Source organism: Novosphingobium meiothermophilum (assembly GCF_003171715.1).
In the GTDB taxonomy this organism is placed as follows: domain Bacteria; phylum Pseudomonadota; class Alphaproteobacteria; order Sphingomonadales; family Sphingomonadaceae; genus Novosphingobium; species Novosphingobium meiothermophilum.
In genome coordinates this window covers 201,652-216,187 of the sequence record NZ_QGHL01000020.1, presented here as the reverse complement: position 1 = coordinate 216,187, position 14,536 = coordinate 201,652, and the positions used below count along the sequence as shown (strand labels likewise).

Genomic DNA, 14,536 nt, shown 5'->3' with positions numbered 1-14,536 from the left:
GGCACCCGCTGGTTCAACCCAGTCGTTCGCGCAGGCTGGCTGATTTGAGCCGGGGCTTTTCGGTAAGCCCGCCTTCGAGCATAATCTGTTCGCGCAGTTCGTCGCGCTTCTCGTGGATAGAGGCAATTACCAGCCCCATGGGAAAGCCGAGATCGACCAGCACGGCCTCGGATAGCTGGAGCGAGCTTTCCAGTGTTTCCGGCACGGCATGGGTCACGCCGTAGCGATAGAGTTCGGCCGCATGTGTGGCATCGCGCGCACGCACGATTATGGGCAGATCGGGGTGGGTGGTGCGCAGGCGTTTGACGATGCGCAGGATCAGTACCGGTTCATCCATTGTCAGAACCATGGCCCGTGCATTGTCCAGGCCAAGGCGGGCAATCGCCACTTCGCTGTCAACATTGCCGAAAAGGACGGGCAATCCCTGCTGGCGGGCGGCCTTGACAATGGCCGGATCGGTATCAATTCCAATCCATGGCGCGCCATGCACCGTCAGCAGTTCGCCGATCAGGCGGCCAACCCGCCCGAATCCCATGACGACAACCCGTTCGCCTTCCGGTTCCGCGACAGATTCAGACTGACCGGAATCGGGCGTTTCCTTCGCGACAAGGCGTCCGCTGCGTTTGCCGAGCATGGCCAGCAAGGGCGTGATGGTCAGACCCACTGCCGTAACGATCTGCCAGAACTGCGCCGTCTCCCGATCAATCAGCGAGGCTTCGGCAGCGGTGGCCAGAACGATCAGCGTGGTCTCCGATGGGCTGGCCATGAGAATGCCGGTTTCAAGAGCCGTGGCGCGCTCCTTGCCCATGGCGCGAAGGGCGAGTGTTGTCACCATTGCCTTGAGCAGAACGACGCCGACGACCGCGACGGTCAGCGGCAGGAGCATCGACCAGACCACGCGCAGGTCGATGCCCATGCCGATGGTGATGAGGAACACACCGAGAGCCAATCCCTTGAACGGTTTGGTGATGGCTTCGACTTCGGTGTGATATTCGGTTTCGGCGATGAGCAGCCCGGCGAGCAGCGCACCCATGATCGGCGATAGTCCGACGACGGATGTCGCAAGGCTGGCTGCGATGACCACCAGCATGGTTGCTGCAAGGAACAGTTCGGGGCTTTTGGTCTGCGCGGCTTGCGCGAAAAGGCGCGGCAGAAGCATACGGCCGAACACGAGCAGTGCCGCCACTACCATGCCGCCATACAGAAGTGTGGCGCCAAGATCCGGGGCATCCGTTCTGGTGGCCATCGGGGCCATTGCGCCGAGGATGAAGATGATCGGCACAATTGCGATGTCCTCGAAAAGAAGCATCGACAAGGCGGCACGGCCCACCGGCCCCTGCGTTCCGGAGATCGGCAGAACCAGAGCGGTAGAGGACAAGGCCAACGCCAGACCCAGCCCAAAGGCACCTGCTGTTTGCAGACCGGTTGCCATGAGGACGAGAGCAAGCAGGAATGCGGATACACCCAGTTCTATCGCGCCCAGTCCGAAGACCAGACGGCGCATGTCCCACAGGCGATTGAACGAGAGTTCGAGGCCGATCTCGAACAGCAGCAGGATGATGCCGAACTCGGCGAAAGGCACGATCGCCGCCGGGTCTGATATGGTGAAGTAATAGAGCCACGGAAACTGCGGGACCAGCGCCCCCAAGCCAAACGGACCGACCGCAAGGCCCACAAGGATGAAACCGATGATCGGGGTGATACGAAAGCGGGCGAAAGCCGGGATGACTATCCCGGCCGCACCGAGAATGACGAGGGCGTCGGAAAGGGCGGTAGTCGGTTCAAGATTGCCTGCCATGGTGCCAGCGTAGGGGAGGGGGGGCTTCGTGTCACGACCGCGATTGGCCTCGTTGTGGCAGGGTGCGGTCCTTCCGCATGAAAAAGGCCCCGGCGTGCACCGGGGCCTTGCTTCTGTCGGCTTGTGAAAACGCCGGGTCTTATGCCCAGTTCTTCATTTCCGCTTCGAGGTTCTCGACGATGGCCTCGAAGAACTTTTCGGTCGTCATCCATGCCTGATCGGGACCGATGAGCAGCGCGAGATCCTTGGTCATCTTGCCGCTTTCGACGGTTTCGATGCAGACGCGCTCAAGCGTTTCGGCAAAGCGCACGACATCCGGGGTCTCGTCGAACTTGCCGCGATACATCAGGCCGCGAGTCCATGCGAAGATCGAGGCGATCGGGTTAGTCGAGGTCTGCTTGCCCTGCTGGTGCTGGCGGTAGTGACGGGTCACGGTGCCATGGGCGGCTTCGGCCTCGATGGTCTTGCCATCGGGCGTCATCAGAACCGAGGTCATCAGGCCGAGCGAGCCGAAGCCCTGCGCCACGGTGTCGGACTGGACGTCACCGTCGTAGTTCTTGCAGGCCCAGACGAACTTGCCCGACCACTTGAGCGCCGAGGCGACCATGTCGTCGATCAGACGATGTTCATAGCTGATGCCGGCGGCGGCGAACTTTTCCTTGAAGCCTTCGGTGTCGAACACTTCCTGGAACAGATCCTTGAAGCGGCCGTCATAGGCTTTCATGATGGTGTTCTTGGTCGACAGATAGACCGGCCAGCCCAGCGACAGACCATAGTTGAACGAGGCGCGCGCGAAATCGCGGATCGAATCATCAAGGTTGTACATCGCCATGGCGACGCCGCCCGAAGGATAGTGGAAGACTTCGCGGTCGATCGTCTCGCCATTGTCGCCTTCCCAGACGAGACGCAGCTTGCCGGGGCCGGGGACAACGAAATCAGTGGCGCGATACTGGTCGCCAAAGGCATGGCGGCCGACCACGATCGGGTCGGTCCATCCCGGAACCAGACGGGGCACGTTCTGAATCACGATGGGTTCGCGGAAGACCACGCCGCCCAGAATGTTGCGGATCGTGCCGTTGGGCGATTTCCACATCTGCTTGAGGCCGAACTCCTCGACGCGGGCTTCGTCAGGCGTGATGGTGGCGCACTTCACGCCCACGCCATACTGCTTGATCGCATTGGCGGAATCGATGGTGATCTGGTCGTTGGTCTCGTCGCGCTTCTGGACCGAGAGATCGTAATACTTGAGATCGATATCGAGGTAGGGGAGGATCAGACGCTCGCGGATCCATTCCCAGATGATCCGGGTCATTTCGTCGCCGTCGAGTTCGACGACCGGGTTCTTCACCTTGATCTTCGCCATAACCGTCCTGTCTTTCAAGCTGGGGAGAAATCGCGCACCCCCTTAGCAGAGGCCTGCGCCGGTGCAAGGCAGGGAGCCGATTCGCGCAAGATTTGGAACGCGACCACTGGACAGGGACGTTCTGGCGATGCACAGATTTAAGTGACCGGTTAAGCCAGGTTGCCAGTCAGGCAGGTTTGTCAGTTTGGCGGGCTTGAATATCCAGAAGCGGAGAGATGCGATGAGCGAAGCGGAAGTCCTCACGGAAGTTGATGGCAATGTCCTGATTGTCACGATCAATCGGCCGGAAGCGAAGAATGCGATGAACAAGGCTGCTGCCGAGGGTATTTCGGCGGCGATGGACCGTCTGGATGCCGAGGCCGACCTGCGCTGCGCCATCCTGACCGGAGCTGGCGGGACATTCTGTTCGGGTATGGACCTCAAGGGTTTTCTGCGCGGCGAATCACCCTCGATACCGGGGCGTGGCTTCGGCGGGCTTTCGGAATGGACACCCAAGAAGCCCATCATCGCTGCCGTCGATGGCTATGCGCTTGCAGGGGGAATGGAGCTGGCGCTTTCGTGCGACCTGATCGTGGCCAGCGCTGCTTCGAAGTTCGGCATTCCCGAAGTGAAGCGGGGCCTTGCCGCAGCCGCAGGAGGCTTGATCAAGCTGCCGCGCCAGATCCCGCCGCGCATAGCCATGGAACTGGCACTGACCGGGGATTTCATCACTGCGCAGCGCGCCTATGAACTGGGCTTCATCAACCAGATCACCGATGGCCCGGCAATCGAAGGCGCCAAGGCGCTGGCAGCCCGCATTGCTGAAAACGGTCCACTGGCGCTTATCGCATCGAAGGGCATTATCCGCGATTCGCACGAGTGGACCGAAGCGGAAATGTGGCAGAAGCAGCAGGCCTACATCGCGCCGGTGTTCTCCTCATCGGATGCGCGCGAGGGCGCGGCTGCCTTTGCCGAAAAGCGCAAGCCCAACTGGCAGGGCAAGTGAACAGCGCTTGATGATGGACAGTCCGGCACCCGTGCTGCACATGCTGTTGCCATGGGGCTGGACCGTCTGATTTCCGAACTGCGATCGGGCGCCTGGCTCCATGCCAGGCGCGTCCGGGCCTATCTGGCCATTCTGGCACTGGTCAACGTGGTGTCACTTGGCTGGCTTCTGCTTTCACTGAACGGCGGCATTGATCCACAGGGCAGGCTGCTGGGCACCGATTTCGTGAGTTTCTGGGCGGCTGGCACGGTGGTTCATGCCGGTGCCAGCCCCTACGATCCAGCAATCCATGCAGCAGCCGAGCGCATGGTCTGGCCCGGTCAGTCCGGGTACACCGCATTTTTCTATCCGCCGATCTTCCTGCTCTGGTGCTGGCTGCTGGGCCTCGCGGGGTATTTCCCCGCGCTTGCATCGTGGCTCGTGCTGACCGGGGGGGCATGGATGGCCGCCGTTCGCGGCTGGAGCCGGCAGGCGGGCATTCTTCCCGTTCTGGCCTTTCCGCCTGTTCTCATCACGTTAACCCATGGGCAGACATCGTTTTTGCTGGCCGCCTTGCTGGGTGGCAGCGTGCTGATGGCAGTGCGTGGACAGGCGGCGCTTGCGGGGGTTCTTTTCGGCCTTGCTGCCTTCAAGCCGCAGTTCGGCGTCCTGGTGCCGATCGTTCTGCTTGCTGCAAGGCAGTGGCGGATCATCGGCTGGGCGGTTGCGACCGTTGCGACATCGGCGCTGCTGGCAAGTTTGATGTTCGGTTACGGAATATGGGCCGAATGGCTGGCGGTTTCCGGTCCGGCGCAGCAGGCCATGGCGCAAGGTGCCATCGGCTTCGGCAAGATGCAGAGCCTGTTTGCCGCGATGCGCCTTCTGGGATTCGGCACTGCTCTGGCCTATGGCGCGCAGGCGGCGCTTGCCCTGCTGGTTGCTGCGATGCTGGCCCATTCTGCCTGGCGTGAAGGGCTGACCCGGCAAGTGGGCGCAGCGATGCTGACGGGTGCCTTGCTGGTAACGCCGTTCGTGCTTGATTACGATTTCCTGCTGCTGGCCTTTCCCTTGGTTGTTCTCAGCGATTCAACACGCCGGCCATGGGGGCGGACGGTGGCAGCGATAGCCTTTGCCATGCCTGCATTCGCGCGGCCACTTGGCACCATGCTTGGTGTGCCGATCGCACCGATCATTGTGCTTGCGGTATTTCTGTTGCTGGTCCGACGGGTGCCGGAGGGGCGCAAAGACTTGGCCTGCGCCTGAAAAGCGAAAAGGGCGGCACTTGCGCGCCGCCCCTTCAGGTTTTCCAGATGGTGGGCGTAGCAAGGATTGAACTTGCGACCCCTACGATGTCAACATAGTGCTCTACCACTGAGCTATACGCCCGCACCATCGAGCTTCAAGCAGCTTCACACATGGAGTGTTCGCCGTTTGGAAGCGGCCCATTAGCCTCGGTCAAAAGCCAAGGCAAGGGGGAATCCGCATGAGGTCGCAATCCAGTGCCGACCGCTGAGCCAAGCCACTGGTCAGGGCTGGTGCGATCCTGCGAAAGCCGTGTCCTCGAACACGCGCTGCACCTCCAGAACAAGGTCTTTCAGGTGGAAGGGCTTCGATAGCACTCTGGCCTGAGGGGCTTCGCGATTCGCCTTGAGGGTCACGGCAGCAAACCCGGTGATGAACATGACCTTCGTCGCCGGACTGATCTCGGCACAGCGTTGCGCCAGTTCGATCCCGTCCATCTCCGGCATGACGATGTCGGACAGCAGAAGGTCGAACTGTTCCCTTTCCAGAAGGGGCACGGCGGCCGTGCCGCGGTCAACCGCAACAACGGAAAACCCAGCGTTCTCAAGCGCGCGGGTAAGATAGGTGCGCATCGCCTCTTCGTCTTCGGCGAGCAGGATGCGGATCATGGCCAACCTGTCTTGTCTTTGGTGCCGTTGGGCACGGGGAGAGATTCATCGGGAAAGGTGCGCAGCTTACGCCTGATGAAGTTAACATTCTTGTCCATGTCACCTAATGGCTTTGCAGGACAGTCCAGAAAGGGGGCGACAGTCTTTTGACTTCGTTGCGAATCGGTTGCACGGTTTGCCGATGCGGCATTCGAGCGAGCATGACGGTGATTCGGCGCTGATCTCAGGCGGCTCGGTGCCCGGCAACCCCGGAGTGCCGGCCTTCTCGCTCAAGCTGATAGACCCATCGCCGATCCCGGTGGTCATAGCCGTTCCTCATGCCGGGCGCGCCTATGCCAAGTCGCTGCTTGAGCGCATGCGCCATCCGGCCTTTGCCGCACCGCGCCTTGAAGACCGCTATGCCGATCTGCTTGGACAGGCGGTATCCGCGGCCACCGGCGCGGCCCTGCTGGTGGCCCATGCGCCGCGCGCCATGCTTGATCTCAACCGGGCCAGCGATGACGTGGACTGGGAAATGCTGGGCGGCATGCCTGCCGATGCTTCCTCGGCGCCAAGCGGTTTTGCGCGGCGCGCACGAAGCGGCCTCGGCCTTGTTCCTCGCCGCCTTCCAGGGCTTGGCGAGTTGTGGAAGCGCCGCCTGGATCACGCCGAGCTGCAAGAGCGCATAGCCGCCATCCATCAGCCTTATCATGATGCGCTTGCCAAAGCCCTTGCAACCATACGCGACCGCTGGGGCGCTGCATTGCTGATCGATCTTCACTCAATGCCCCCGCTTGCGGCCCGTTCACCGGGAGAGGCAGCGCCGGAGATCGTTGTGGGAGACCGCTTCGGTGCATCCTGCGACGGGGGTATCGTCGGATCGGCTTTCAGCATCCTTGCCGAAGCGGGCCGCCGGGCATCGCATAACCGTCCTTATGCCGGAGGATATGTTCTCGAACGCCATGCCCGCAGGGGTGAGGGCGTCCATTGCCTTCAGATCGAGATCGACCGGACCGCCTATCTTGATTCGCGGATGGCCGAACCGGGAACCGGTTTCGAGGCGACGGTGGACATGCTGATTGCGCTAGTGCGTCGGCTTGCCTCCGATGTGGCCGAACTGGGGCGGGCACCGCATCAGGAGCGCTGGCGCATTGCCGCAGAATAGACGGCTTTGCCGCTTGCTGCGTCGTCATGTTCTGCGTCCGCGCCGTCACGCATGAAAAAACCACCTGGAGCAAAGCCCCAGGTGGCCAAGGTTCAGGGAGGAGGTGCACAAGGTGCACCAGTCATATCGGGCCATGAGGGGAGCCGCGACATAACGTTCACAAGATAGGCGTGGTCCCGGCGCGCCGCAAGAGGATTCGAGGGATTTTTGCAACACTCAAAGAAAAAACGCGGCGAACCGAGGGTTGCGCCGCGTTTTTTGTCTGGTCTGTTGCCAACCGGTTGCCGCCGCTATGCAGATGGCACCGGGGGGAACGCCGCTCAGGCCGGGATGGCGATTGCCGGAACCGGGCCCTTGCCAAGCTGGACTTGTGCGCCAAAGATCTGGCTGATCAGTTCAAGCGAGAACAGGTGTGCATAAAGCAGCGGGAGAAGGCCGCTCTGCGCCCAGCCACGCAGCACATCGCCGCGCACTTCGCGAAGCTTGTCCTGGTTGACCATCTGGAAACCGCGATAGACGAAGGGCTGATCGTGGCCTTCCTGCTGGATGGCCACTTCGCCTTCCATGAGCAGGTCATGTTTCTTCAGTTCGTCGATGAAGGCCTGCGTGCGCTGCCCGGCCTGCTCGAACTGCTCGCAAAAGCCAAGCGCTGACTTGGTGGCTTCGGAAGGCTGGCCATCGGCGAACAGATCAACCCCTTCAACCGATTCGCCCAGAAGGCCAGACGTAGGGTCGAAGCAGAGCGAGAGTTCTTCGCTGCTGGGGTTCAGCTTGGCGAGAAGGAAGGGGTAGCGGCGCACGTATGCCGGGATGTAGATCGGTTGGGTGACTTTTCCGGCTTCGTCGACAAAGACGTTCACGCCTTCGTTCAGGCCCATAAGCGCGAGCGGGACCGGATTGTCGCCGGAAGCAAAGATGATCGGATAATGGCGGGCTGCCTGAGGAAACTCTTCGGCAGTCAGTGGGATGGCATGCTGGCCGACGAGCCAAGGGGCCGCATCCGCATTCCGTGCCTTCCAGGTGGCATGGTCGCGGCTGTTGAGCGGCATGAGATCGTTGTAGAACATCGGCAGGTTGGCTTGCGGCGCGCTGGCCATTTCGAAACTCTCCAGTAAGCAGCACATGACGCGCCGTTCGAACGGCCGTGTCCGTGGTATTCAGGAATTGCGGTTCTTAGGGATTGGCGCAATGGGGCGCAAGCCGGGTTAGATCAGCTTTCCGGGGTTCAGCAGCCCTGCAGGATCCATGGCCTGCTTGACCGCCCGCATGGTGGCCAGCATGGCCGGATCGGCAAGTCTGGCCAGTTCATCGCGCTTGAGCTGACCAATGCCGTGCTCGGCCGAGATCGAGCCGCCCCATGCGCTCACCATGTCGTGAACCTGTGCGCTGATTGCCTTGCCGTCATGGGCTTCCCACAGCACGCGGTCGGCTCCCGGAGGTGCGATGACGTGAAAGTGCACGTTGCCATCTCCCAGATGGCCGAAGCAGACAGCGCGCGTCCCGGCCCAACGCGCCTCGATCAAGGGCACGATGGCTTCGACAAAGGCAGGCATCTTGTCCACCGGCACCGATATGTCGTGCTGCATGGCAGGGCCGATGGCACGCTCGGCAGGCGAAATCGTCTCCCGCAGCAGCCAGAGCCGTTCGGCCTGATCTTCGTTGGCTGCAATGGTCGCATCGACGATGAGATCGCGCTCCAGCGCCTTGGCCAGCAGGTTTTCGGCAATTTCGGGCAGGCGGCTGGCGGTATCGCCATCATTTGCCACGAGTTCGACGAGAATATGCCATTCGTGCTTGCCCGCCAATGGTGCCCGCGCTGCCGGGCTATAGGCGAGCACGGCCTCAAGGCTGTGCTGGGGAAGCACTTCGAATCCTTCGAGCATTGCGCCTGCGGCAGATTCAAACAGGAGCAGAACCGCACGGGCATCGTGCAGCGATCGCGTCCCCGCCCAGATGACGCAGCGCCCGGCCATTGCCGGCTCCAGTTTGACTGTCGCGGTCGTGACCAGCCCAAGCGTTCCTTCCGATCCGATCAGCAACTGCTTCAGGTCGAAGCCGCGGTTGTCCTTCTTGAGCGGTGTCAGCAGGTCGAGGACAGAACCATCCGCCAGAACCGCTTCGATGCCCAGAACCAGCGCGCGCATCGAGCCATGGCGCAAGACCTGGGTTCCGCCGGCATTGGTGGAGATCAAACCGCCGATCGTGGCAGACCCCTTGCCCCCAAGAGTGAGAGGAAAGCGCAGTGAGTGCTCAGAAGCCTTTTCGTGGAGCGTTTGCAGGATGACGCCGGCTTCGCAGATCGCCGTGCGATCGGCATTGTTGATGGCGATGATGCGGTTCATGCGCCGCATCGATACGATGATCTCTGTCCCCGCAGGCGAAGGCGTGGCACCTCCCGACATTCCGCTGTTTCCGCCTTGCGGCACCAGCGGCACCTTGTGCTTTGCGCATAGGCGGACGAGCGCGGCCAGTTCCTCCGTCGATGCTGGAGATGCCATGCCGAACGCCTTGCCGGTGAAGCGGCCGCGCCAGTCGGTCAGCCACGGTTCCATCAACTCCGCGTCGGTAGTCCAGCCTTTCGGCCCCAGCAGGCGGGCCGCTTCATCAAGAAACGCATCGCTCATGCGCATCGGCTATTGCGAGCCAGCGCCAAGAGCAATTCATTTTTGATTGCCGTGGGGTTAAGCACTGGTTCAAGCACACAAACTAAAGCACGCAAGGCGGGCTGCGCAGTTTCGGTCAGGCGAATCTCCGCATCAGGGGTCGATCAGGGTAACAGCTCGAACAGATGTCCACGCTTTCCCATCTCTTCTTTCCCATCGGGATGCTGCTGTCCGTCACGGCTATGCCGGTCGATCGGCTGAACCCGTTGCAGGACGAGAGCGTGGCGCGGATGGAGCGGGACGGCTTTGGCGCAGCGGCAATTCCGTCGGAACCGCCTCTGGGGGCCGTGAGGGCAAGCTCGTCAAACGCTTATGCGCCGTTTTTCGCGCAAAGTCTGGCTGACTGGACATGGAACCAGGTGCGGATCGAACAGCGCATGATCATCAGGATCGCGCCACGCTTTCCCGGACAAATGCTGGGAGCACCATTGGGACCGCCACCGATGCAGCCGCAGACGCCATTGCAACCGCCGCGCTTTTATGAACGCAAGGCGCCCAAATGTCAGCCAATCGCCGATATTGCCGGTGTGCAGCTCGAATCCAGTGACCGTCTCCTGCTGGTGATGCGCAACCGCAAGCTCATTGGAGCAAGACTCGACAAGAGCTGCCATGCCCGCGACTTTTATTCCGGTTTCTACATCGAACGCAGCGAAGACGGACAGCTTTGCGCCGGGCGCGACATCATCCATTCCCGTGCAGGTGCGAACTGCGCCATAACAGGCATGCGCGAACTCGTGCCCGACGAGGATTGACGCAACCGCCGATACGGGTGCTGCGCCATGCGCGGATTTCTTGACTTTTTCGGCCATGTCGGCATAGCGCGCATGAGAAACAGGCAGCGCTCCTTTTGACTGGCGCTCCGGTTTGCGCAGGCAACGGTTGGTGGCCTGATTTCGGATTTTCCCAGCATGAAGTGCCCCTTTGCATGAAGTGCCCCGCATGAAGGCCATTGCATGAAGTTTGCCGATCTCGGCCTTTCGGATGAATTGCTCCAGTCGGTGCTTGATGCCGGCTACGACGAGCCGACGCCAATTCAGGCGCAGGCCATTCCGGCAGTGCTGATGATGAAGGACATCATCGGCATCGCCCAGACAGGGACGGGCAAGACAGCCGGTTTCGTGCTGCCGATGATCGATATTCTCGCTCATGGCCGCCGTCGCGCGCTGATGCCGCGTTCGCTCATCCTTGAACCGACGCGCGAACTTGCCGCACAGGTTGCCGAGAACTTCGAGAAATACGGCAAGAATCACGATCTGAAGATGGCGCTGCTGATCGGTGGCGTGCAGATGGGCGATCAGGTCAAGGCGCTTTCCGAAGGCGTCGACGTGCTGATCGCCACGCCGGGCCGCCTTATGGACCTGTTCGAACGCGGCAAGATCCTGCTCACGGGTTGCGAGATGCTGGTGATCGACGAGGCCGACCGCATGCTCGACATGGGCTTCATCCCCGATATCGAAAACATCTGTTCGAAGCTGCCGACCACGCGCCAGACCTTGCTGTTTTCGGCCACGATGCCGCCACCGATCAAGAAGCTGGCTGACCGGTTCCTTTCTAACCCCAAGTCGATTGAAGTGGCGCGTCCTGCGGCAACGAACACGAACATCGCGCAGCACAAGGTCAGATGTTCGGCCCGGCAGAAGCGTGAGGTTCTGCGTCACCTGCTGCGCACTGACAACGTTTCGACCGCGATCATCTTCGCCAATCGCAAGACAACCGTGCGCGAACTGAACAAGTCGCTCCAGCGCCACGGATTTGCCAGCAGCGAAATCCACGGTGACATGGACCAGTCGCAGCGGCTTGCGGAACTGCAGCGCTTCAAGGATGGCGAGGTCAACATCCTGTGCGCATCCGATGTCGCGGCCCGCGGACTCGATATCAAGGGCGTGAGCCACGTGTTCAATTTCGACACGCCGTGGCACCCTGATGATTATGTTCACCGGATCGGACGCACGGGGCGCGGCGGTGCCACGGGACGCGCCTTCACGCTGGTTTCCGATGAGGATCTCGAATCGATCGAGAACGTCGAGAAGCTACAGGGAACGAAGATCCCGGAGTTCAAGCTGGAATTGCCGGGCAAGGACGAACGGCCCGCGCGTGAGAACAAGCCTGCGCTGACCACCGAAGAGCCAAAGCGCGCGAACGGACGTAACCGGTCCAAAGATGATGATGCGCGTTCGAGACCCGAAGAACGCAAGGCGCGTCCTGAGCGTCAGGTCCGGCAGGACGTCCGGCGTGGACAGACCCGTCAAGATCAGGCGGAACCGCCATCCAAGCCCGGCGATTGGAACGGCCCCATTCCTGAATTTCTTGCAGTCTCAGCGCTTTGATCCCGGCACAGTCTGCGCCGTGTCACGCGGCCATCAGACTGCCGTTTTGACGAAGCTGTCGATCACGCGCTTGCGGCCCGTGCCTTCGAAGTCGATCTCCAGCTTGTTGCCTTCCTGCCCGGCCACCGTGCCGTAGCCGAACTTTTCGTGAAACACGCGCGCCCCGACGCCGATATCGTCCCGCGGTTTGGCGGCGAAGCTGGCGGCGCTGCGGGTGGGTTCGGCAATGCGGCGTGGGGAGGGGGTGAAAGGTTGGGCGGCGGCCCGTTGCCAACCGGGGCCGCGTGAGGCGGCGCGTCCGGTGCCGGCCTGAGCGACATGGCTGAAAGGATCGTCGCGCTCGCTCCAGTTGGCGCGCCACATTGATGCGCCGCCCGAAAGGGTGGTTTCTTCCTCAATGTGTTCGGCAGGCAGTTCGCCGATGAAGCGCGAGGGGATGGAACTGGTCCACTGGCCATAGATCTGGCGGTTGGCGGCGTGGAGGATGGTACAGCGCCTACGGGCGCGGGTGATTGCCACATAGGCGAGGCGGCGTTCTTCCTCCAGCGAAGCCAGCCCGCCTTCATCCAGCGAGCGCTGTGAGGGGAACACGCCTTCCTCCCAACCCGGCAGGAAGACATTGTCGAACTCCAGCCCCTTGGCGGCATGGATGGTCATGATCGTGACCTTGTCTTCCTCGGCCGCCGCCTCGTTGTCCATGACCAGGCTCACGTGTTCGAGGAAGTCTCCCAGCGTCTCGTATTCCTCCATCGCACGGGCAAGTTCGGTAAGGTTTTCAAGGCGGCCTGCGGCCTCTGCGGTCTTCTCGGCCTGAAGCGCGGCGGTGTAGCCGCTTTCGTCAAGGATCGTGCGGGCAAGCTCTGCCGGCACCAACAGCTTTGCCGCTTCGCGCCAGCGGGCAAAATCGCGCATCAGAGCGGCAAGGGTATTGCGGGCGCGGACCGCAAGTTCGTCGGTGTCGAGGATTTCAACCGCTGCGAGCGAGAGCGGGATGCCGCGTTTCCGGGCATGGCGGTGCAGCTTTTCCAGCGTCTTGTCGCCAAGGCCGCGCTTGGGCGTGTTGTAGATCCGTTCAAAGGCAAGGTCGTCCTGCGGACTGGCGATCTGGCGCAGATAGGCCAGTGCATCGCGGATTTCGGCGCGTTCGTAGAAGCGGAAGCCGCCGACGATGCGATAGCCCATGCCGATCTGGATGAAGCGGTCTTCGATGGTGCGCGTCTGGAACTGGGCGCGTACGAGGATGGCGACGCGATCGAGCGGGGCGCCCTCGCGCTCCAGTCGTTCGATCTCCTCACCGATGCGCCGAGCTTCTTCCGGAGCGTCCCACACGCCGATCACGCGCACCCTGTCGCCGCCGTCAACCTCGGTCCACAGCGTCTTTCCGAGGCGTTCCGAGTTCTCCGCGATCAGGCCCGATGCCGCCCCAAGGATGTGCGGGGTGGAGCGGTAGTTCTGTTCGAGCCGGATTACCCTGGCGCCCGGAAAATCCTTTTCAAACCGCAGGATGTTGGCAACTTCCGCCCCGCGCCATGAATAGATCGACTGATCGTCGTCACCCACCACACAGATGTTCTTGCGGTTCTGGGCCAGCAGGCGCAGCCACAGATACTGCACGGCGTTGGTGTCCTGATATTCGTCGACCATCACGTATTTGAAACGCTGCTGCCACATTTCCAACACTTCGCGCTCACGTCTGAAGATGCCCAGCATGTGCAACAGCAGGTCGCCGAAATCGCAGGCGTTCAGATCGCGCAGGCGGTTCTGGTAGAGCGCATAGAATCGCTGCCCCTTTCCGTTCGCATAGGCCTCATTCTCCAGCGAATCGAGATCGGCCGGGTTGAGGCCGCGGTTCTTCCAGCGGTCGATGAGGCTCGCCAGTTGCCGGGCGGGCCAGCGCTTCTCGTCCACGCCTTCGGCTACGATAAGCTGCTTCAAGAGGCGCAGCTGGTCATCCGTGTCGATGATCGTGAAATTGCTTTGCAGGCCGACAAGTTCGGCGTGGCGGCGCAGCATCTTTGCGGCGATGGAATGGAACGTGCCCAGCCACGGCATGCCTTCCACTGCCGGGCCGATAAGATGCCCCACCCGTTCGCGCATTTCGCGAGCGGCCTTGTTGGTGAAAGTCACGCACAGGATCTCGCTGGGCCAGGCAAGCCGCTGGCGCAGGAGGTTTGCCAGGCGGGCGGTGAGCGCAGCGGTCTTGCCGGTTCCCGCGCCCGCCAGCATGAGAACCGGTCCTTCAGTCGTGACGACCGCCTCACGCTGCGGCGGATTGAGCGCTTGCAGCCAGGCGGGCCCGGCTTCGGAGTGGTCGGAAACGGAAAGGGACATGCGCGAACAGATAGGGATCAAAATCCCCTGCCGCAA

Annotated in this window: 11 protein-coding genes and 1 tRNA gene; 5 read left to right on the top strand and 7 right to left on the bottom strand. The window is 61.8% G+C overall.

The genetic code is table 11. The annotated features are described in order from the left end of the window. Positions 1-13: 13 nt before the first annotated feature. Complete coding sequence (locus DKM43_RS15810) at positions 14-1,798, bottom strand: cation:proton antiporter domain-containing protein (RefSeq protein ID WP_109799452.1); 1,785 nt, start codon at positions 1,796-1,798, stop codon at positions 14-16. A 139-nt stretch (positions 1,799-1,937) separates the two neighbouring features. Beyond that, positions 1,938-3,161 carry an NADP-dependent isocitrate dehydrogenase gene (locus DKM43_RS15805; RefSeq protein ID WP_109799451.1) on the bottom strand — a complete coding sequence of 408 codons (1,224 nt, stop codon included), beginning with the start codon at positions 3,159-3,161 and terminating at the stop codon, positions 1,938-1,940. Positions 3,162-3,381: 220 nt separating this feature from the next. On the opposite strand from DKM43_RS15805, the gene DKM43_RS15800 reads away from it, so the two are divergent. Next, positions 3,382-4,146 (top strand): crotonase/enoyl-CoA hydratase family protein, encoded by a 765-nt coding sequence (locus DKM43_RS15800; protein ID WP_109799450.1) that lies wholly within the window; start codon positions 3,382-3,384, stop codon positions 4,144-4,146. A 51-nt stretch (positions 4,147-4,197) separates the two neighbouring features. After that, complete coding sequence (locus tag DKM43_RS15795) at positions 4,198-5,388, top strand: glycosyltransferase family 87 protein (RefSeq protein WP_109799449.1); 1,191 nt, start codon at positions 4,198-4,200, stop codon at positions 5,386-5,388. A 48-nt stretch (positions 5,389-5,436) separates the two neighbouring features. Here DKM43_RS15795 and DKM43_RS15790 read toward each other — a convergent pair. Continuing rightward, positions 5,437-5,511: transfer RNA gene (locus DKM43_RS15790), tRNA-Val, on the bottom strand. Positions 5,512-5,651: 140 nt separating this feature from the next. Next, positions 5,652-6,035 (bottom strand): cell cycle two-component system response regulator CpdR, encoded by a 384-nt coding sequence (gene cpdR, locus DKM43_RS15785; RefSeq protein ID WP_109799448.1) that lies wholly within the window; start codon positions 6,033-6,035, stop codon positions 5,652-5,654. A 181-nt stretch (positions 6,036-6,216) separates the two neighbouring features. Between cpdR and DKM43_RS15780 the strand changes: the two genes are divergently transcribed. After that, positions 6,217-7,179 carry an N-formylglutamate amidohydrolase gene (locus tag DKM43_RS15780; protein ID WP_109799447.1) on the top strand — a complete coding sequence of 321 codons (963 nt, stop codon included), beginning with the start codon at positions 6,217-6,219 and terminating at the stop codon, positions 7,177-7,179. A 320-nt stretch (positions 7,180-7,499) separates the two neighbouring features. Here DKM43_RS15780 and DKM43_RS15775 read toward each other — a convergent pair whose 3' ends face one another. Continuing rightward, a complete protein-coding gene (locus tag DKM43_RS15775) occupies positions 7,500-8,276 on the bottom strand; it encodes a SapC family protein (protein ID WP_109799446.1) in 777 nt (258 codons plus the stop codon). Positions 8,277-8,384: 108 nt separating this feature from the next. Then, on the bottom strand, positions 8,385-9,809 hold the full coding sequence (locus tag DKM43_RS15770) for an FAD-binding oxidoreductase (RefSeq protein ID WP_201739893.1): 1,425 nt from the start codon (positions 9,807-9,809) through the stop codon (positions 8,385-8,387). Positions 9,810-9,967: 158 nt separating this feature from the next. On the opposite strand from DKM43_RS15770, the gene DKM43_RS15765 reads away from it, so the two are divergent. Next, on the top strand, positions 9,968-10,594 hold the full coding sequence (locus DKM43_RS15765) for a hypothetical protein (RefSeq protein ID WP_145960536.1): 627 nt from the start codon (positions 9,968-9,970) through the stop codon (positions 10,592-10,594). Between the two features lie 201 nt (positions 10,595-10,795). Further along, positions 10,796-12,169 carry a DEAD/DEAH box helicase gene (locus DKM43_RS15760; protein ID WP_109799444.1) on the top strand — a complete coding sequence of 458 codons (1,374 nt, stop codon included), beginning with the start codon at positions 10,796-10,798 and terminating at the stop codon, positions 12,167-12,169. A gap of 33 nt (positions 12,170-12,202) precedes the next feature. Here the strand turns inward: DKM43_RS15760 and DKM43_RS15755 are convergent, their stop codons facing one another. Then, a complete protein-coding gene (locus DKM43_RS15755) occupies positions 12,203-14,500 on the bottom strand; it encodes an ATP-dependent helicase (protein ID WP_109799443.1) in 2,298 nt (765 codons plus the stop codon). Positions 14,501-14,536: the final 36 nt, after the last annotated feature.

Bases quoted from the DNA above. Each gene is read 5' to 3' on its own strand.
- DKM43_RS15810 (WP_109799452.1), bottom strand. From the start codon at position 1,798: ATGGCAGGCAATCTTGAACCGACTACCGCCCTTTCCGACGCCCTCGTC.
- DKM43_RS15805 (WP_109799451.1), bottom strand. From the start codon at position 3,161: ATGGCGAAGATCAAGGTGAAGAACCCGGTCGTCGAACTCGACGGCGAC.
- DKM43_RS15800 (WP_109799450.1), top strand. From the start codon at position 3,382: ATGAGCGAAGCGGAAGTCCTCACGGAAGTTGATGGCAATGTCCTGATT.
- DKM43_RS15795 (WP_109799449.1), top strand. From the start codon at position 4,198: ATGGGGCTGGACCGTCTGATTTCCGAACTGCGATCGGGCGCCTGGCTC.
- cpdR (WP_109799448.1), bottom strand. From the start codon at position 6,035: ATGATCCGCATCCTGCTCGCCGAAGACGAAGAGGCGATGCGCACCTAT.
- DKM43_RS15780 (WP_109799447.1), top strand. From the start codon at position 6,217: ATGCGGCATTCGAGCGAGCATGACGGTGATTCGGCGCTGATCTCAGGC.
- DKM43_RS15775 (WP_109799446.1), bottom strand. From the start codon at position 8,276: ATGGCCAGCGCGCCGCAAGCCAACCTGCCGATGTTCTACAACGATCTC.
- DKM43_RS15770 (WP_201739893.1), bottom strand. From the start codon at position 9,809: ATGCGCATGAGCGATGCGTTTCTTGATGAAGCGGCCCGCCTGCTGGGG.
- DKM43_RS15765 (WP_145960536.1), top strand. From the start codon at position 9,968: ATGTCCACGCTTTCCCATCTCTTCTTTCCCATCGGGATGCTGCTGTCC.
- DKM43_RS15760 (WP_109799444.1), top strand. From the start codon at position 10,796: ATGAAGTTTGCCGATCTCGGCCTTTCGGATGAATTGCTCCAGTCGGTG.
- DKM43_RS15755 (WP_109799443.1), bottom strand. From the start codon at position 14,500: ATGTCCCTTTCCGTTTCCGACCACTCCGAAGCCGGGCCCGCCTGGCTG.